Raw genomic sequence first — 19300 nt, 5'->3', positions numbered from 1 at the left:
CGTGGGAAGTCGGCCCCTGGGGGCCGGTCGCGCTGTGCGTCACGCGTCAGACCTCTCGCGCTTTGAGGTCTTGCTCGATGGCGGCGTCCACGCCGAGGGTGTTGTCGATGCTCGCGCGCAGCCTGCCGCACGCGTCCATCATCTGCTTGGACAGCTCGACGCACTGGTGGAGCATGCGGTTGGGGCCGTCGTCGCGGAAATGGGAGTTCATGAACGCCTGGCCCTCGGCGCCGTTGCCCCAGGGCGCGGCGGCCAGCGCCTCGACGACCGCGGCGACCAGCCGCTCGGACTCCTTCTCCCAGTCCTCGGCCACGGTGGTCCACTGGGAGATGCCCGAGTCCACGACGGGCTTGATGATCTGGGTGCCGTCCCAGGGCCTCATCGGCTGCCTCCCATGCGGTCGGCGAGCCGGGCCATGACGGTTTCGAGATCGCCGCTCAGATGCGCCTGGAAGTCCTCGCGCGGGATCACCGGCTCGAAGATCTCGGTGACGCGCTCCTGGGCGCGCTCGGCGGCCAGCCGGGTGGTCTCGGCGATGGTGTCGGCGAGCTGACGGGCGTCGGGGCGGCGGTAGATGCGCGGGTCGAGGTCGAGCCGGATCAGCTCGCCGCGCGAGCCGACGGTGACCGACACCAGGCCGTCCTTCGAGGTCTCGGTCACCTGGACGGCCTTGGCCTGCTGGTGCAGCTCCATGCCCACGTCCTGGATCTGGCGGAACATGTCGCGCAGCTCGTCGCCGTATGCCCGCATCCCCGCCACGTCAGGAGAATCCATGACACCCCCGCCCCCATGCCGCGTGTTTCTTACGTCACATGCACCTTTCAGGTCAGTTTCTGTCACATGAACAACAGGAGACAAGAGCCAATCTTCAAAAAGGCCCATCCTGTGGACTTATCGCCACAACTTCCTCGCGGAGCTCGGTGATCTCCGTCCGCGGGGCCCACGCCCGGTACACCCCCCGTTCGACGCGCTCCAGCCCCAGCGCGAGCGCCGCGGGCGCGGAACCGCCCAGGTATTCGAGCAGGAGCAGGCCGTCCCGCTCGTCGTGCACCTGGAACCGCTCGCCCCGCCAGGTGCACTCCGTGGTGACGAACTGCAGGGACGCGCACTCGGCGAACGGCACCGTGCGCACGTGACAGCCGGGCTCGACCTCCTCGAAGCCGTCGGCCGGCTCGGGGAGGCGCAGGCGCACCCACAGCTCCAGGGGGTGCGGCTCGGGGCTGGCCACGTAGTCGGCGCCCTGCCAGTGGGCGCGGTAGAAGTGCCAGGTCATGCCGCCGCCTCCCGGCCGATCAGCAGCCATCGCCGCAGGTCGCCGTGGTAGAGCGCGCGCCGGTGCTCGGTGCCCTCGTGGGTGAGCTCCCAGATCTCCGCGCCGTGCGGCAGGCCGACGCCGTACACCTTGTACTCGCGGATGACCTGGTCGACGTTGGGCACCAGGCCCATGCCCACGAACGGCGGCTCCTCGACCACCCAGCCGGCCACCGCGTCCCGGCCCTGCTCGTCGAGCCCGCCGTACGGGGTGCGGTAGAGGTCGAGGCCGACGGGATGCCAGCGCAGGATGTTCAGCGAGCCGCTCTCGGTCAGCATGCCGGGCTGCTTCAGCGCGTCGGCCAGCACCGTGGGCGTGGCGATGTGCGAGACGTCGAGGGCGTGGTGGCAGTAACCGGAGACGCGCGGCTCGGCCGTCGCCAGCAGGTCGGCGATGTCGGCCGGGGACAGCAGCTTCTGCACCACCGGCACCCCCGACCCGGGCGCGAGCCGCAGGTCCTGGACGAGCGTGGGCACCGCCAGCCTGGCCAGCGTCCCGGGCTCCAGCAGGAACGAGGCCCCGAGGCCCGGGTTGACCGCCAGGCCCCATCGCGGGTCCGGCCAGCCGGCCGCCAGCTCGGCGGGCGAGACGATCCGGCAGTGCGTGGCCAGACCGCCGGTCGCGGTCACCATCGCCTCGACCGAGGTGAAGGCGAGCACCCACGTACGGCCGGAGTCCGTGGCCGTCGCCCAGGCGGGCGGCTCGGTCCCGGCCGCGGCGGCGGCGGTGATCGGCAACGCCAGGTCGGCGTCGCGGAGCAGGCCCAGGCACAGGGCGGTCTGCCCGTCCTGGTGGGCCGCCCACAACTGTTCCTCGAACGGCGTGACCGGCAGATGATCAGTGGACGTCATCCGCCCAGTGTGCCCGCTACACCTCCAGGCGCACGCCGTAGGAGGTCAGCCAGACGTTCAGATCCAGCGCCAGCTCCAGGCCGTACCTGCTCATCGTGGTCGTCACCTTCTCGGCCGGCGCGAAGGCGGCCTCGCGGACGGCGTCGGCGTCGAGCAGCTGCAGCACCGGGGCGTCCTTGTCGGCGGCCAGCTCGCGCAGCGCGTCCCGGAGCGCCTGCTCGTAGCCCACGTCCTGGGTCACCGGGTACGGGGCCTTGACCCGGCGCACGATGGGCTCGGGCAGCAGGTCGGCCCCGGCCGCCCGCAGCAGGCTCTTCTCCCTGCCGTCGAACGTCTTCATCGACCAGGGCGTGTTGAACACGTAGTCGACCAGCCGGTGGTCGCAGAACGGCACGCGCACCTCCAGCCCGACGGCCATGCTCATCCGGTCCTTGCGGTCGAGCAGGAAGGGCAGGAAGCGGGTGAGGTGCAGGTAGCAGATCTCGCGCATGCGCCGCTCGCGGGCGTCCTGCCCGGCCACGTGGGGCACCTCGGCCAGCGCCGTACGGTAGCCGTCGGCGGTGTAGGCGTCCAGGTCGAGCTGCCGGATCAGCGACTTGTCGAGCATGTCGGTCGGCTGCTGCTCGCGCATCACCATCGCCAGCCACGGGAAGGTGTCGGCCTCGACCGTCTGCGGCAGGTGGAACCAGGCGTACCCGCCGAAGATCTCGTCGGCGGACTCGCCGGACAGCGCCACGGTCGAATGCTCGCGGATGGCGCGGAACAGCATGTAGAGGGAGGAGTTCATGTCGCCCAGGAAGCTCGGCGCGTCCCAGGCCCGGACGACCGAGGCCCGCAGCCCGGGGTCGGCCAGCTCCGCCGGCCCGAGGACGATGTCGGTGTGCTCGGAGCCGACGTGCTCGGCCAGCATCCGCACGAACGGCCGGTCGGGGTCGCCGCGGTACTCGTCGGCCCGGAAGTGCTCGGCGTAACCGGCGTAGTCCACGGCGAAGGAGCGGATCGGGCCGTGCGTCCTGGCCAGCGCGGTGACGACGCTGGAGTCGAGGCCGCCGGAGAGCAGCGTGCAGAGCGGCACGTCGGAGATCAGCTGCCGGCCGACGATGTCGTCGAGCAGCTCGCGCACCGTGCGTACGGTCGTGTCCAGGTCGTCGGTGTGCTCGCGGCCCTCCAGCGACCAGTAGCGGCGCAGCCGCGCGCCCTGCCGGCCCACGCGCAGCAGGTGGCCGGGCGGCAGCTCGCACAGGCCCTTGTAGACCGACCGCTGCCGGACGGTGGCCATGCTGAGGAGCTGGCGCAGGCCGTCGAGGTCGACCACGGGCGGGGCCAGCGGGTTGGCCAGGATCGCCTTGGGCTCGGAGCCGAACAGCACGCCGTTGGGCAGGGGGTAGTAGAACAGGGGCTTGATGCCCATGCGGTCGCGGATCAGCACGAGCTCCTGCGCGCGCTCGTCCCAGACGGCGAAGGCGTACATGCCGTTGATGCGGTCGGCGACGCCCTCTCCCCATTCCAGGTAGCCGCGCAGCACGACCTCGGTGTCGCTTCTGGTGCGGAAGCGGTGGCCCTTGGCGGCCAGCTCCTCGCGCAGCTCGCGGAAGTTGTAGACCTCGCCGCTGTAGGTGATGACGGCCAGGCCCTCGGCCTCGATCGGCATGTGGCCGCCCTCGACGTCGATGACGGCGAGCCTGCGGTTGCCGAGCGCGGCGTGCGGTTCGAGGTGCAGGCCCTGGTCGTCGGGGCCCCGGCAGCTCATGGTCGCGGTCATGGCGAGGGCGGTGGCCCGTTCGCCGGTCAGGTCGCGGTCGAAGTCCACCCATCCGGCGATGCCGCACATGCGAGGGTCCTCTCAGACGCAGTCCTGGTGGTGCTCCCCGGCGTCGTCTGACAACGTGCCTGACGCTCTCGCAACATAACCGCGCGAAGCCGATCGGTCCATACCCGATCAAATGCCCCTGAAAGCGGTCTGGGCCCGCACCCCGGAGAGGGTGCGGGCCCAGACACGGGCTGCGTGAGGTCAGGCGGGAACGATGTTCTCGGCCTGCGGGCCCTTCTGGCCCTGCACGACGTCGAAGGCCACCTTCTGGCCCTCGGTCAGCTCACGGTAGCCACCGTTGGAGACGATGTTGGAGTAGTGGGCGAAGACGTCGGCGCCGCCGCCGTCCTGCGCGATGAAGCCGAAGCCCTTTTCCGAGTTGAACCACTTCACGGTACCGGTAGCCATAACGATCTCCTTCAGATGACGTGCAGAGACGGGATCCGCACCGTGCGGATCCCCGTGTCGCCGCGATGAGCCCATCCCGGAGATGACCGGAAAACAAAAACGCACCTGAAAGTCCAGCTAGGTCAGGTGCGCACAAAGTCTTTTATGGGTACCACAACTGCAACGGGATTAAAGCTAGCACACGATCTGCTCCGGAGGCAAGCGCGGGACGGTTCACCGCGGGTCGCGGCGCAGCGGATGGCCGGGCGGCACCTCCACCAGGACGATGCGATGGCCGTCGGGGTCGGCGATCCACATCTCGACCAGGCCCCACGGCTCCAGCCGCGGCTCGCGCAGCACCGTGACGCCCGCCTGCCGCAGGCGCTCCTCCTCGCGCCCGACGTCGCGCACCTGCAACCAGATCGACAGCGTGCCGCCGGTCGCGGGGCCGTCGGAACGCCCTGCGACCTCAAGGAATCCCTGGCCGAGGAAGAACACCACGCCGGGATCGTCGTCGGGGCCGAACTCGCGGTAGACCGCCAGGCCGAGGGTGTCGGCGTAGAAGCGGCGGGTCCGGGCGGGGTCGGTCGGCCGCAGGAGCACGCGGCTGCTCAGCACGTCCACGAGGTCATCGTAGGCCGCGGCGGGCGCTGCGGCCCGGATCCGGCGGGCACGCGTCGTGGCCCCGGAACCCGTCATGGGGTTCCGGGGCCACGCATCCTGACGTGTCTGGCGGGACTCGGCTCACGCGGGCCCGTCAGGCGTTCGGGGGCTGGTCGCCGAGCCGGCGCTGGAGGTCGGCGATCTGCCGTTCCAGGTCGGCGACCTGCCCGGACCTGGGGTCCGCGGGCGGGCTGAACTGGCCGTAGCGCACGGACCTGGTCTGGTCGCCGCCGGGCTGCTCGTAGGAGGGCTGCTGGTGAGGGGGCTGGTGGAAGTGGGCGTCCGGGGCCGAGCCGTACGGGCTCGCGGCGTGGCCGTTCGCGCCGTACCCGCCGGGGCCGTAGCCGTCGCCGCCGTGGCCGTACGGGCTCTGGGCCTGGTGCATCGGCTGCACCGGCGGCGAGAGCTGGGCCTGGGCCGCGGGCAGCTGCTGCCACGGGGGCGGCGGCACCGCGCCGTACCCGGGCTGGGGCGAGACGACGGCCGGCTGGGGCCGCCGGCGTCCGCGCAGGACCTTGACCACGACCGCGACCAGCACCAGGAGCAGCAGCACGCCGCCGGCGATCAGCACCCACATGAGGATCGGCTTGGGCGTCTCGTCCTTGCCCGCGGAGATCGCCTGCTGGGAGTCGCTGATGTACTTGGCCACGTACGGGTGGTTCGGGAACAGCGCCTGCACCTCGCGGAACTTCGGCAGGGCGTCGGAGTAGTAGTGCCGGAAGAAGTCGTTGAGCGCCTCGTTGTACCGGGTCGTCGTGACGGCCTGGGCGGGCTTGACGTTCTTCTCGCCGAGCTTCTCCTTGATGATGCCGACCGGCAGGACGAAGCTCTCGCTCTCCGACGCCTCGCCGCCCTCGCTCACCGTGCCCGCGATCAGCATGCCGACGACCTTGCCGTCCTTGCTGAACACCGGCCCGCCGGAGTTGCCGTGGTAGGACGGCGCCTGCGTCTGGATGTACGGCACGCCGGTCTGCGTGGTGCGCTTGGCGTTGTACGGGCCCTCGGTCAGGGCCGGCTCCAGCTTCGACTCCAGGCTGAAGAACGGCGTGTTGGTGACCAGGCCGGGGAAGCCGCTGATGTAGAGCGTGTCACCGGTGCGCACGTCGGCGTCGTCGCCGAGCGGCACGGTCGGCAGGTTCTGCTGGCCGTTCACCTTGAGCAGCGCGAAGTCCTTGCCCGGGTAGCTCTCGCCGACCGACACCAGCTCGGCCGGGACCGCCTTGGCCGTCTTGTCCACCCCGCCGCCGGGCAGGCTCTGCATGACCGACAGGCTCTGCTTGAGGTTGCTGAGCTGCATGTGGGTCGAGTTGAACGTGACGTAGATCTGCTGGGCGAGCTTGAGGATCTCCTCGTCGTTCTTGAGGTCGCCCAGGCCGCTGATGATCTCCTTGGCGTCCTGCTTGTTGAACTTGGCCAGCGCCTGCTGGGCGAAGAGCTGGCTGAGCTCGGTCTCGCCGACCTGGACGCAGTGCGCGCCGGTGACCATGTAGCCGTCGGGGGTGACCCACCAGCCGGTGCACATGCCGCCGACCTCCGCCTCGACCGTACGCATCGGCGTGGTCGAGGACACGTAGGTGTCCACGTTGGCGGCGATCTGCTGGAAGACCCACTTGCCGATGCTGCGCTCGTCGGAGGAGATCTTGCCGGACTGGACGGCGGCGACGGCCTCCTGGACGATCTGGTTGTAGGCCGCCTCGTTGATCGTGTTGGACGGGACGGACACCGTCGCCGTGTAGGTGAAGCTGGTCAGCTGCACCGCGGGCTGCGTACGCGCCGCCAGCCAGGTGCCCACCGGGATGTCGGGCCGCTCGTCGGGGGTGCCGTCGGCGGCCGCCGGCAGCGCGGGCAGCATGACCGCCGCGACGACCGCCGCACCCGCGGCGACCCTCATCAGCCTTTTCCTGAAATATCCGCTCACAGGCGGAAATGATGAGTTAGCCCTCTTGTTCCTGGCTTGGAGCCGACTGGGAGCCCCCTCCAAGCCCTGCCAGGTCGGGTGCCGGAGGGGGCCGGCGCGTCAGTGCGTCTATGAGCCGGTGATCACGGTGAGGTCGGCGTCGAAGTCGCGGTCGAGGGGGAAGACCGGCCGGGCCAGGCGCTCGTACGGCAGGCGCTGCAGGTCCTGGTCGACACCGCCCGGCGTGAGCGCGAGCAGCCAGTCGCCGGCCGCGTCGAACAACTCGGGCTCCAGATAGCCGATCTTGACCGTCACCAGGTCGACGTCGTCCACCTGGACGCCCAGCCGGGCGTAGGAGGCCAGCTCGCGGTACTGCATGCGCCGGGAGGTGACGAACACGCTCAGACCGCCCACCCGCACGCTGACGCACAACCCGCCGTCGGGGTCGTCGGCGACCGCCTCCAGCACACCCTCGATCGGCAGCGGCCCCGGCTCGCGGGCGTCGATCCGGCCGCCGACGCGCAGGCTGACCGGCGAGCCCGGCGCGCGGCCGGCGACCTGGGCCACGGCCTCCGGATCGACCAGCGAGGCGTACACCGCGCGGACCGAGCCGCCGGCGATCTCGGGACGGGCCAGCATGCGTTCGAGCGCGAAGGTGACGTCGTCGGCGCCGCCCGCGCCGGGGTTGTCGCCCGAGTCGCTGATGAAGAACGGGCGCCGGGCCGGGTCCTTGACCGCGATCAGCGCCTGGTCGAGGCATTCGTCCATGGAACCGGTGGGCGCGACGAAGGTGAAGGCGTCGCGCGCCGCCCAGAACTGCTCGCCCAGCTCGCGGGCGGCCGCGGCGGTGGCGGCGGCGTCGGTGCCGGTGGCGACCACCGCGCCGCGGCAGCGGGGCTCGTCGGCCCAGGCGAAGCCGATCCAGATGGCCGCGTCGATGACGCCGTCCCTGGCCTCGATCTCGGGGACGCGGGCGTAGAGGCCCTTGGCCGGCTCGACGCGCGTGCTGGTCATCTCGCCGGGCAGCAGGATCGGCACGTGCACGAGGGCCTTGTGCGGACGCTGCCCGCGGCGCAGGGCCGCCACCAGGTTGCGCGCGGCGCGCTCGCGGGTCTCCCAGACGTCGACGTGCGGGGCGGTGCGGTAGCAGGTGAGCAGGTCGCAGCCGGCGAAGAACCGGTGGGAGACGTTGCCGTGCAGGTCCATGGCCGCCGACACGAACGGCTGCCCGCCGGTCACCGAGCGGACCACCGTGATCAGGTCGCCCTCGGCGTCCTCCAGCCCGACCACGCTCATCGCGCCGTGGATGTCGAGCAGGACGCCGTCCACCGGGCCCGCGGAGGCCAGCCCGGCGGCGATCTCGGCGGCCCAGGCGTCGTAGGTCTCCCTGGCCACGGCCCCGCCGGGCAGGGCGCGGGCGTGCACGAGCGGGATCCACTCGACGTCGGCCGCCCACGGCTCGGCGAGCCAGCCGTACCGCGCCAGCAGGGCGTCACCGCGGGTGACCTCGAAGTCGGCGGCGGTGCTCAGGTGCGGGGAGAAGGTGCTGGACTCGATGTGCACGCCGCCGACGGCGACGCGGAGGGGACGGGACACGGGCGGGGGACTCCTTGCCTAGGAGGGACGGACGTCGGCCGAGGCGCGCACGAGGTGCCCGAGGCCGATCAGGGCGGCGTCCGGGCCGGCGGCGCTGGCCTCGATGGACAGTGACTGGGTCATGGACGGCAGGCAGCGCTTGTAGAGCATGCTCCGGGCGGCGGCCACGTAGACGTCGAGGCTGGACAGCGCGCCGCCGATGACGACGGCGTCGGGGTTGAGGAAGTTGACCAGGCCGGACAGGGCGACCCCGAGCAGCTCGCCGGCGTGGCGCACCAGGGTCACGACGGACGGCTCGGCGTCGACGGTGGCGGCGACGACGTCGCGCGGCGTGCTGACCCGCAGGCCGCGGTCCTTGAGCTGGCGGACCAGGGCCGCGCCGCTGGCCACCGTCTCCAGGCAGCCGCGGCTGCCGCAGGAGCACTCGCGCTCGCCGCTGTCGGCCACCCGCACGTGGGTGACGTCGCCGCTGAGGCCGCGGCCGCCGCGGTAGATCTGGCCGCCGCTGACCAGGCAGCCGCCGATGCCGGTGCCGGCCTTGACGTAGATCATGTCGCCGGGGTCGCGGCCCCGGCTGACGTACTCGCCGATGGCGGCGGCCTTGGCGTCGTTGTCGACGACCGCGGGCACGCCGAAGCGCTCTCTCAGGTGGGTCTGGGCGTCGAAGCCGTTCCAGCCGGGCATCCGGGCCGGGCCGATCAGCCGGCCGTGCGGGTACTCGACCGGGCCGGGCAGCGCGAGGCCGATGCCGAGCAGCGTCTGGCCGGGGGCATTGGCCGTGCTGAGCTGCTCGTACGCCCGCCAGATGGCGTCGAAGACCTGGCCGGGCCCTTCGGCTATGTCGGTGGCGATCTCCCGTACGGCCAGCAGTCGGCCGTCGGGCGCGCACAGCCCCACGCGCGCGTGCTGGGCGCCCAGCTCGGACACCGCGAAGGCGCCCGGGACGTCGCGCAGCCGCAGGATCCGCGGCCGCCGCCCGCCGGTGGAGCGGCCGACGCCCTCCTCCAGGATGGCGCCCTCCTCCAGCAGCCGCCGGACCACGCTGGAGACCGTGGACGGAGCCACCTGGAGGGTCTCCACCAGATCGGCGCGCGACGTCGCCGCACCGCTGGCCAAGAGGCTGAGCGCCTGCTCACGCAGGTTGGCGGGACTCGATGGCTCCGGCATGCCGCTCCTCTTTCAGGCCGGTTCCCCGGCAGGCCCGTCGTCGCAACAGAGCCCCATCATGAGGCACCGGCGACTTCGACTCTAAACCGAAAGAAGTCAGCGAACAAAGCGAATTAGTTCCGTTGACTTCATGCGGGACCATCTATACATTCTCCGCATCGAACGCACCAGGCCCCCCGGTAAGCGCAGGGCGCCGTGCGACGTCAACCGAGGAGATCCCATGGGGAGCAGATTCCACCGGCGCGGGCTCCGCGGCACCGGCGCCCTGGCGGGCGTGCTGGCCCTCGGGCTGGCGCTGACCGCGTGCAGCGGGTCCGCCGGCGGCGCGCAGAAGGGCGCCCAGAGCGGGGGCCAGAGCAAGGACGGCGTGACCGTCGCCCTCAGGACCCCGAACTGGATCCTGCCGATCTCGGCACCCGGCTTCACCCAGGGCGAGAACGTCATCTTCGGCTCCGCCCAGTACCGTCACCTGTACGAGTACCTGCTGGACGGCTCGGCGAAGTACAACATCGACCCCGGGCGCTCGATGGCCGAACCGCCCGAGGTGAGCAACGGCGGCAAGACGCTGACGATCACGCTGAAGGACAACACGTGGTCCGACGGCAAGCCCGTCACCACCCGTGACATCCAGTTCTGGTGGAATCTCGTCACCGCGAACAAGGACAAGTGGGCGTCCTACCGGGAGGGCGGCTTCCCGGACAACATCGCCGAGTTCAAGGTGAAGGACGACAAGACCTTCTCCCTGACGACCACGAAGACGTACAACACCGGGTGGTTCGTCGGCAACCAGCTCAACCGCATCGTGCCGCTGCCCCAGCACGTCTGGGACAAGGACTCGGCCACCGGCAAGGTGAGCGACCTCGACACCACCCCCGAGGGCGCCAAGAAGGTCTTCGACTTCCTCACCGCCGCGTCGAAGGACCCCAAGACGTACGCGACCAACGAGCTGTGGCAGGTCAACAGCGGCCCGTGGAAGCTGGAGAAGTACGTGCCGAACGGCGAGGTCGTCCTCACCGCCCGCGCGAACTACTCCGGCAGCGACAAGCCGAAGCTCAAGTCGGTCACGCTGCGCCCCTTCACCAGCGACGACGCCGAGTTCAACGTGCTGCGCGCCGGCCAGATCGACTACGGCTACGTGCCGCCGGCCAACCTGTCGCAGCAGAAGTACCTGGAGTCGAAGGGCTACCAGATCGCCCCCTGGTACGGCTGGTCCATCACCTACCTCCAGCTCAACTTCAACAACCCCGACTCCGGCCCCCTGTTCAAGCAGCTCTACCTGCGCCAGGCCCTCCAGTCGCTCATCGACCAGCCGACCATCAGCAAGGCCATCTGGTCCGGCATGGCGGCCCCGACCTGTGGGCCCGTCCCGGCCAAGCCCGGCACGAACGGCTCCAGCGAAGGCTGCGCCTACCCCTTCGACCCGGCCAAGGCCAAGCAGCTCCTGGAGAGCCACGGCTGGCAGGTGACCCCCGACGGGCAGACGACCTGCCAGAAGCCGGGCACCGGCGCCGACCAGTGCGGCGAGGGCGTCAAGTCCGGCGCGAAGCTGGCCTTCACCGTCACCAGCCAGACCGGCTTCGCCGCGACGACCAAGATGTTCGCCGAGATCAAGTCGCAGATGTCCAAGCTGGGCATCCAGCTCACCATCAAGGAAGTGCCGGACTCGGTCGCGGTCACCCCGGCGTGCAAGCCGTCGGACTCCAACTGCTCGTGGGACATGTCGTTCTTCGGCTCGCAGGGCAGCTGGTACTACCCGGCCTTCCCCAGCGGCGAGCGGCTGTTCGCCACCGACGCCCCAGTCAACCTGGGCAGCTACAGCGACCCCGAGGCCGACAAGCTCATCGAGGCCACCCAGTTCGCCGACGACGAGGCGACGCTCAAGGCGTACAACGACCGGCTGGCCCAGGACCTGCCGGTGTTGTGGATGCCGAACCCCGTCTACCAGATCTCGGCGTACCGCGCCGGGCTCCAGGGCGTCACGCAGGACCCGATGAACAACATGTTCTTCCAGGACTGGTCCTGGAAGAACTGAGACCGTCCCCGACTCCGGCGGCCCGTGCGGGGGTCGCCGGGGTCCCTGGAACAAGGAGGGGCCCCGCGTGGCCCGGTATCTGATCACCCGCTTGGGCCAGGCCCTGATCATCGTCGTGCTGGTCACGATGATCACGTTCGTCATCCTGCATCTCCTGCCGGGCGGCGCGGCGCGGGCCACCCTGGGCAAGGACGCGACGCTGGCCCAGCTGGCGGCGTTCGACCACGAAATGGGCTACGACCGCCCCTGGATCCAGCAGTACGTCATGTTCATCGGCCGCCTCCTGCGCGGCGACCTCGGCTACTCCTTCCAGCTCAACCAGTCGGTGGCCGAGGCCATCGGCCAGCGGCTGCCCAAGACCATGGTGTTGTCGTTGTTCTCGACGATGCTGGCCGTCGTCGTCGCCATCCCGCTCGGCGTGGTCCAGGCGATGCGGCGCAACCGGTGGCCCGACTACACGATCACCACCCTGTCGCTGCTGGCCTACGCCACGCCGATCTTCTTCATGGGTCTCATGATGATCATTCTCTTCTCGCAGGTCTGGCCGATCCTGCCGCCGGAGGCCTCGCAGGGGTTCACCCTCGGTGAGGTGCTGGCCGACCCGGCCGGGCTCGTCCTGCCCACCGTCACGCTCGCCATCGTGACCGTCGCCGTCTACTCGCGGTACGTGCGCTCCTCGATGGTCGACAACCTCAACGAGAACTACGTGCGCACCGCCCGCAGCAAGGGCCTGTCGGAGGCGCGCGTCGTCGCCCGGCACACGCTGCGCAACGGCCTGTTCCCGGTCATCACCCTGCTCGGGATGTACCTGCCCGCGCTGTTCAGCGGCGCCCTGGTTGTCGAGGCCCTGTTCAACTACCCCGGCATGGGCCAGCTGTTCTGGCAGGCGGCGCTGAAGCGGGACTTCCCGATCCTGTTCGGCGTCACGCTGATCATCGCGATCGCGACCGTGCTCGGCGCCCTGCTCGCCGACCTGCTGTACGCCGCCGTCGATCCGCGCGTCCGGCTCAGGACGGCGGCCCGCTCATGACCGCGCCCGCCGAGGCGGCCGGCACGCCGGTCCCCGCCGAAGAGGCGCCCGTACGCGGCCAGTGGCGCCAGGCGCTGACCGTCTTCGCCGAGAACCGCCTCGCCCTGCTGGGGCTGATCATCTTCATCGTGCTGGGCGGCCTGTGCTTCCTCGGCCCGCTGTTCTACCGGACCGACCAGGTGCACACCGACCTCGCCTCGGTCTACCTGGCCCCCGGCACCCCGGGCCACCCGCTGGGCACCGACGGCGTCGGCTACGACCAGCTCGGCCGCCTGCTGCTCGGCGGGCAGACGTCCATCGTCGTCGGGCTGGCCGCCGGCGTGCTGGCCACGGTCGTGGGCACGATCTGGGGCGCCATCGCCGGCTTCACCAGCGGCTGGGTGGACGCGGCCATGATGCGGGTGGTCGACGCGATGATGTCGATCCCCTCGTTGTTCCTGTTCATGCTGATGGCGACCATCGTCACGCCGACCGTGCCGATGCTCATCCTCATCATCGGCGCCTTCGCCTGGCTGGGCCCGGCCCGGCTGGTCCGCGGCGAGGCGCTGACCCTGCGCTCGCGCGAGTACGTGCAGGCCATGCGGTCGATGGGCGGCACCGGCGGCCGGGCCGTACGGCGGCACATCATCCCCAACGCCATCGGCACCGTGATCGTCAACGCCACCTTCCAGGTCGCCGACGCCATCCTGTACGTCGCCTACCTGTCCTTCCTCGGCCTCGGCGTGCCGCCGCCCGCGGCGAACTGGGGCGGGATGCTCTCCGACGGCCTCGCCAACACCTACAGCGGCTACTGGTGGCTGCTGTACCCGCCCGGGATCGCCATCATCCTCATCGTCCTCGCCTTCAACTTCATCGGCGACGGGCTGAGGGACGTCTTCGAGGTCCGCCTCCGGCGGCGCTAGGAGGAACGGAACATGAGCCCTTTGCTGCGCCTGCGCGACGTCAGCACCGACATCCCGCTGCGTCAGGGCGTCGTGCACGCCCTCGACCACGTCAACCTGGAGGTGCGGCAGGGCGAGACGCTCGGCATCGTCGGCGAGTCGGGCAGCGGCAAGACCATGACCGCCCTGTCGATCATGGGCCTGCTGCCGTCCGGCGGCCGCGTCGTCGGCGGCGAGATCCTGTTCGAGGGCCGCGACCTGCTGTCCCTGCCGCCCGCCGAGATGCGCAGGATCCGCGGCGTCGAGATGGGCATGGTGTTCCAGGACCCGCTCACCTCGCTCAACCCCACCATGCGCATCGGCGCCCAGGTCGCCGAGCCGCTCCGGGTCCACCAGGGCGTCGGCAAGGCCGAGGCGCGCGAGCGGGCCGTGGAGATCCTGCGCCGGGTCGGCATGCCGCGTCCCGACAAGATCGCCGACGCCTACCCCCACCAGCTCTCCGGCGGCATGCGCCAGCGCGTGGTCATCGCCATGGCCCTGGTCTGCTCGCCCCGGCTGCTCATCGCCGACGAGCCGACCACCGCCCTCGACGTCACCACCCAGCGCCAGATCCTGGAACTCATCGACGACCTGCGCGAGGAGTTCCAGATGGCGGTCATCCTGGTCACCCACGACCTGGGCGTGATCGCCAGCCGCGCCGACCGGGTCGCCGTCATGTACGCCGGCCGCGTGGTGGAGGCCGCGACCACCGCCGAGCTGTTCCGGCAGCCGCGCCACCGCTACACCGAGGCCCTCATGGAGTCGCTGCCCGGCGCGGCCGAGCACGACGACGGCGCGCTCTACAGCATCCCCGGCCTGCCGCCGGACCTGTCCCGGCCGATGACCGGCTGCCGGTTCGCCCCCCGCTGCCGCTTCGCGACCGAGGAGTGCCGCACCACCGACGTGACCCTGTCCGGCGGCGAGCACCAGCACGCCTGCCTGCACCCGGTGCTCCAGCCGCGGGCGCGCGCCGAGGCCGCCGGGCCGCGGCCCGACCGGGCCGGGCCGCAGGCCGGGGCCGCGCCGATCCTGTCCGTCCGCGACCTGGTCAAGAACTACGACGGCACGGGCTCCCTGGGCCGCAAGGCGCCGCAGGTCAGCGCCGTCGCGGGGGTCGGCTTCGACGTGCGCCCCGGCGAGACGTTCGGGCTCGTGGGCGAGTCGGGCTGCGGCAAGTCGACCGTGGGCCGGCTGATCGTCGGCCTGGAGGAGCCCACCTCCGGCCAGATCGTGGTGGACGGCGCCGACATCGCCACGCTCGACCGGCGCGCCCGCCGCGCCATGCACCGGCGGGTCCAGCTCATGTTCCAGGACAGCTACGCGGCGATGAACCCGCGCATGCGCATCGACTCCATCCTGGCCGAGCCCCTGGAGATCCAGCAGGCCGGCGACCGGGCCGGCCGCCGCTCCCGCATCGGCACCCTGCTGGACCAGGTGGGCCTGCCGCGACGGGTGCTCGACCGCTACCCGCACGAGTTCTCCGGCGGCCAGCTCCAGCGCATCGGGCTGGCCAGGTCGCTGGCCCTGGAGCCGCGGCTGATCGTGTGCGACGAGCCGGTGAGCGCGCTCGACGTGTCCATCCAGGCCCAGGTGCTCAACCTCATGCGCGACCTGCAGCGCGAGCTGGGCCTGTCGTACGTGTTCATCAGCCACGACCTGTCCGTCGTGGACTACATGTCGGACCGGATCGGCGTCATGTACCTGGGCAAGCTCGTCGAGGTCGGGCCGGCCCGCGACGTCGTCAGGAAGGCCCGGCACCCGTACACGCAGGCGCTGATCGAGGCCGTGCCCTCGGCCGAGCCGGGCGTGGCGCCGCGCACGAGCGTCGCCATCAAGGGCGAGCTGCCCAGCGCGCAGAACCCGCCCTCGGGCTGCCGGTTCAGGACGCGCTGCCCGCTCGCCCAGGAGATCTGCGAGACCGAGCCGCCGCTGGCGGGCGGCGAGCACCAGGTGGCCTGCCACTTCCCGCTGCGCACGGCGGAGTGAGGCCCACGCGCGCCGGTCGGGGCCGTCAGCGGAGGGGATGGGCGCCCGGGTGCTCGTCCCACCACCGGCGGAAGAGGGGGTTGTCGTCGATGTGGTCCTCGAAGGCGGCGGCGAGCCCGCGGTAGATGGCCGCCGCCGCGTCCGCGCCGATCAGGTCCCTGCGCCAGGCCATGACCAGGTGCCCAACCTGCGGCTCGCCCGCCAGCGGCCGTACGGCGGTGCCCTCGGGCACCGGCCAGGTCGGGTCCACCAGGCGTACGCCCAGCCCGGCGGCGACCAGCGGGCGGCCGGCGCCGCTCGGGGCGTCGTAGCGCACGTCCGGCTCGAAGCCGGCGGCCCGGCAGGAGGCGCGCAGGGCGGCGAGCGAGCCGTCGTCGGCGCCGGGCGGGCTGATCCAGCGCTCGTTCCTGAGGTCGGACAGGCGCACCTCGGGCTGCTCGGCCAGCGGGTGCCCGGCGGCCATGGCCACGAAGATGGGATACCTGGGCACCAGCGTGCGGGTGACGACCGGTGGCGTGAGCGGGACGTCGAACCCCTCGATCATGCCCATGAGCGCGGCGTCGAGCTGGCCGTGGGTGAGCGCGTCGGCGAGCTGCACGCTGGACGGCTCGATGCGCAGGGAGATCGACCGGCCGGGTAACGCCTCGCCGACCCGGTCCACCACGCTGGCCACGCACGCCAGGTGGCTGCACCCGAGCCGCAGCCCGGTGACGGCCGGGTTCGCGTCGTGCAGGTCGCCGAAGAGCGAGTCGATCTCCGACAGGACGATCCGGGCGCGGGCGATGACCTGACGTCCGAGCTGGGTGGGTTCGACGCCGTTCCGGCTGCGGGTGAACAGCTCACCGCCCACCATCTCCTCGATCCTGCGGAGCTGGGTGGTGATCGCCGGTTGGGACAGCCCGAGGCGTGCGGCCGCTTTGGTCACGCTGCCGGCCTCGGCGATCGTACAGACCATTCGGAGATGCCGGAGATCCAGGTCCATAGCTCAGGATTATGTGACATGTGATGGCTCTTGGCGACGGATTGGGAACGCCCATAGGCAACACTTATGCGGCGTCGTATGACCACGCCCTCCGGACGGACCGCACACTCGTACCCGACCTCGCATCCATGCGGATACCCCCCGGAGGTTCTTGTGCGCAAGGTCCTGCACGGCTGGCGGATGATCGTCCCCCTGGCCGCATTAGCCCTACTCCCGCCGTTCGCCGCGACACCGGCGAGCGCGGCGGCCGAACCGCCCCCGGCCGCCCGCCTCGCGGTCCCGGCCGACGACGCCCCGCACGTCGCCAAGTCCCGGCTCGACACCCGTGACCGGGCGCCCCAGCCCGCGGCCAAGGACGCCCTCCGCCGCGACTACGACGAACCCGCCACCCGGCCGGAGCACGCCAGGCCGTCGGCGCGCAAGAGCGTCGCCGCGGCCGCCGCCTGCAACGTCTCCGACTTCACCAGCCGCACCGGCAGCGCCCTGGTCCAGCAGATCAAGGCCAGCGCCACCGACTGCGTCAACACCCTGTTCAACCTGACCGGCGCGGACGCCTACAACGCCTTCCGCGAGGCGCAGATGACGACCGTCGCCTACGCCCTGCGCGACGACTCGGCGAACTACCCGGGCGACAACACCACCGGCACCGCCCAGCTCGTCCTCTACCTGCGGGCCGGCTACTACGTCCACTGGTACAACTCCGGCGACGTCGGCTCGTACGGCCAGGCGCTCACCACCGCGATCCGGTCCGGCCTGGACGCCTTCTTCGGCAACTCCCGGTCCTCGACCGTCAGCGACGCCAACGGGGAGGTGCTGAGCGAGGCCGTCACCCTCATCGACAGCGCCGAGCAGAACGACCGCTACCTGTACGTGGTCAAGCGCCTGCTCGACGGCTACAACAGCTCCTACGACGCGTCGTGGTGGATGCTCAACGCGGTCAACAACGTCTACACCGTGCTGTTCCGCGGCCACCAGGTGCCCGCGTTCGTCAGCGCCGTGCAGGCCGACCGCAGCGTCCTGGACTCCCTGAACGCCTTCGCCACGAACCACCTCAGCATGCTCGGCACCGACCGCTCCTACCTCGTCTCCAACGCCGGGCGCGAGCTGGGCCGCTTCCTGCAGCACACGACGTTGCAGGCCGTCGTCCGGCCGCTGGCCAAGAACCTGCTCGGCCGCAGCGCCATGACCGGCGCCACCGCGCCGCTGTGGGTGGGCGTGGCCGAGATGACCGACTCCTACGACAAGGCCAACTGCTCCTACTACGGCACCTGCGACCTGGCCGCCCGCCTGACGGCCGCCGTGCTGCCGATCACCCACACCTGCAGCGCCAGCATCAGGATCCGGGCCCAGGAGGTCACCTCAAGCCAGCTCGCCGCCACCTGCGCCAGCCTGGCCAACCAGGACGCCTTCTTCCACAACCTGGTCAAGGACAACGGCCCGGTCGCGAGCGACAACAACACCACGCTGGAGGTGGTGGTCTTCGACTCCAGCACCGACTACCAGACCTACGCCGGCGCGATGTTCGGCATCGACACCAACAACGGCGGCATGTACCTGGAGGGCGACCCCGCCGCCGCGGGCAACCAGCCCAGGTTCATCGCCTACGAGGCCGAGTGGCTGCGCCCCGACTTCCAGATCTGGAACCTCAACCACGAGTACACCCACTACCTCGACGGCCGGTTCGACATGTACGGCGACTTCAACGCCGGGGTGAGCACGCCGACCATCTGGTGGATCGAGGGCTTCGCCGAGTACGTCTCCTACTCCTACCGCAAGGTCGTCTACGACGCGGCGATCACCGAGGCGGGCAAGCGCACGTACGCGCTGAGCACGCTGTGGAACACCACCTACGACCATGACACCACCCGCATCTACCGGTGGGGCTACCTGGCCGTCCGCTACATGTTCGACAAGCACCCGGCCGACATCGCGACGCTGCTCGGCTCGTACCGGACCGGCGCGTGGAGCACCGCCCGGTCGTTCCTGACCGGCACGCTCGGCAGCCGCTACGACTCCGACTGGTACACCTGGCTCGCCGCCTGCGCGGCCGGGGCGTGCTCCGGGGGCGGCACCGGCAACCAGGCGCCCACCGCGAACTTCACCTCCACGGCCAGCGGGCTGACGGCCGCCTTCACCGACACCTCCACCGACTCCGACGGCACCATCGCCGCCCGCCGCTGGGACTTCGGCGACGGCGCCACCTCCACCGCGGCCAACCCGTCGCACGCCTACGCGGCGCAGGGCACGTACACCGTCACGCTGACCGTCACCGACGACGGCGGCGCCACCGCGACGACGTCGAAGCAGGTCACGGTGTCGACCGGCGGCGGCTCGACGCCGGAGTGCACCGCCTCCGACACCCGCAGGCTCGACAAGAACTGCAAGCGCAGCAACCTGTCGGCCACCCAGGGCAACTACGCCTACCTCTACATCTACCTGCCCGCCGGGACGGCCAGGCTGACCATCACCGCCTCCGGCGGCACCGGGAACGCCGACCTCTACTACAACGCCGCCACCTGGGCCACCACCTCGGCCTACACCCAGCGCTCCACCGCGTCGGGCAACGCCGAGACCCTGGTGATCAACAACCCGCCCGCCGGCTACAACTACATCAGCCTCCACGCCGCGCAGACCTTCTCGGGCGCGAGCGTCAAGACCGAGTACTAG

At 71.0% G+C, this 19300-nt stretch carries 16 protein-coding genes; 5 read left to right on the top strand and 11 right to left on the bottom strand.

The window, feature by feature from the left end:
• Positions 1–46: 46 nt before the first annotated feature.
• From ACFYUV_RS47145 to ACFYUV_RS47100, 10 genes are all read right to left on the bottom strand, one after another.
• Positions 47–382, bottom strand: coding sequence for a hypothetical protein (locus ACFYUV_RS47145; RefSeq protein ID WP_387681674.1), 336 nt, complete (start codon positions 380–382; stop codon positions 47–49).
• On the bottom strand, positions 379–774 hold the full coding sequence (locus tag ACFYUV_RS47140; protein WP_352360836.1) for a YbaB/EbfC family nucleoid-associated protein: 396 nt from the start codon (positions 772–774) through the stop codon (positions 379–381). Before ACFYUV_RS47140 ends, ACFYUV_RS47145 begins: the two co-directional genes overlap by 4 nt.
• Positions 775–868: 94 nt before the next feature.
• Entirely contained in the window at positions 869–1273 is a 405-nt protein-coding gene (locus ACFYUV_RS47135; RefSeq protein WP_387681671.1) for a hypothetical protein, read from the bottom strand.
• Positions 1270–2163: an SseB family protein gene (locus ACFYUV_RS47130; protein WP_387681668.1), complete on the bottom strand. Its 894-nt coding sequence runs from the start codon at positions 2161–2163 to the stop codon at positions 1270–1272. Before ACFYUV_RS47130 ends, ACFYUV_RS47135 begins: the two co-directional genes overlap by 4 nt.
• A 16-nt stretch (positions 2164–2179) precedes the next feature.
• Entirely contained in the window at positions 2180–3994 is a 1815-nt protein-coding gene (asnB, locus tag ACFYUV_RS47125) for an asparagine synthase (glutamine-hydrolyzing) (protein WP_364341516.1), read from the bottom strand.
• Positions 3995–4174: 180 nt separating this feature from the next.
• Positions 4175–4381, bottom strand: coding sequence for a cold-shock protein (locus ACFYUV_RS47120; RefSeq protein ID WP_055509312.1), 207 nt, complete (start codon positions 4379–4381; stop codon positions 4175–4177).
• Positions 4382–4594: 213 nt separating this feature from the next.
• On the bottom strand, positions 4595–4984 hold the full coding sequence (locus tag ACFYUV_RS47115) for a VOC family protein (protein WP_352320544.1): 390 nt from the start codon (positions 4982–4984) through the stop codon (positions 4595–4597).
• Positions 4985–5117: 133 nt separating this feature from the next.
• Complete coding sequence (locus tag ACFYUV_RS47110) at positions 5118–6914, bottom strand: trypsin-like peptidase domain-containing protein (RefSeq protein ID WP_387681664.1); 1797 nt, start codon at positions 6912–6914, stop codon at positions 5118–5120.
• Between the two features lie 135 nt (positions 6915–7049).
• Positions 7050–8516 carry a M81 family metallopeptidase gene (locus ACFYUV_RS47105; RefSeq protein WP_387681661.1) on the bottom strand — a complete coding sequence of 489 codons (1467 nt, stop codon included), beginning with the start codon at positions 8514–8516 and terminating at the stop codon, positions 7050–7052.
• Between the two features lie 18 nt (positions 8517–8534).
• Positions 8535–9683: an ROK family transcriptional regulator gene (locus ACFYUV_RS47100; RefSeq protein ID WP_352324116.1), complete on the bottom strand. Its 1149-nt coding sequence runs from the start codon at positions 9681–9683 to the stop codon at positions 8535–8537.
• Positions 9684–9903: 220 nt separating this feature from the next.
• Between ACFYUV_RS47100 and ACFYUV_RS47095 the strand changes: the two genes are divergently transcribed.
• The 4 genes from ACFYUV_RS47095 to ACFYUV_RS47080 all read left to right on the top strand — a co-directional run bounded on the left by ACFYUV_RS47095 (position 9904) and on the right by ACFYUV_RS47080 (position 15651).
• The gene (locus tag ACFYUV_RS47095) at positions 9904–11715 is read left to right on the top strand and encodes a peptide ABC transporter substrate-binding protein (RefSeq protein ID WP_387681658.1); all 1812 of its coding nucleotides are present in this window, start codon (positions 9904–9906) and stop codon (positions 11713–11715) included.
• Between the two features lie 67 nt (positions 11716–11782).
• On the top strand, positions 11783–12745 hold the full coding sequence (locus ACFYUV_RS47090; RefSeq protein WP_357983673.1) for an ABC transporter permease: 963 nt from the start codon (positions 11783–11785) through the stop codon (positions 12743–12745).
• The gene (locus tag ACFYUV_RS47085) at positions 12742–13647 is read left to right on the top strand and encodes an ABC transporter permease (RefSeq protein WP_387681654.1); all 906 of its coding nucleotides are present in this window, start codon (positions 12742–12744) and stop codon (positions 13645–13647) included. Before ACFYUV_RS47090 ends, ACFYUV_RS47085 begins: the two co-directional genes overlap by 4 nt.
• A gap of 12 nt (positions 13648–13659) precedes the next feature.
• A complete protein-coding gene (locus tag ACFYUV_RS47080; protein WP_387681651.1) occupies positions 13660–15651 on the top strand; it encodes a dipeptide ABC transporter ATP-binding protein in 1992 nt (663 codons plus the stop codon).
• 25 nt (positions 15652–15676) lie between these two features.
• Here the strand turns inward: ACFYUV_RS47080 and ACFYUV_RS47075 are convergent, their stop codons facing one another.
• Positions 15677–16633, bottom strand: a complete 957-nt coding sequence (locus ACFYUV_RS47075; protein WP_364341531.1) for a LysR family transcriptional regulator — start codon at positions 16631–16633, stop codon at positions 15677–15679.
• A 153-nt stretch (positions 16634–16786) separates the two neighbouring features.
• On the opposite strand from ACFYUV_RS47075, the gene ACFYUV_RS47070 reads away from it, so the two are divergent.
• Positions 16787–19300, top strand: coding sequence for a collagenase (locus ACFYUV_RS47070; RefSeq protein ID WP_387681648.1), 2514 nt, complete (start codon positions 16787–16789; stop codon positions 19298–19300).

Origin of the sequence: Nonomuraea sp. NPDC003560 (assembly GCF_042878785.1) — a bacterium.
Lineage (GTDB): Bacteria > Actinomycetota > Actinomycetes > Streptosporangiales > Streptosporangiaceae > Nonomuraea.
Note: the sequence above shows the minus strand (reverse complement) of the source record. Positions and strands in the feature narration are given on the sequence as shown.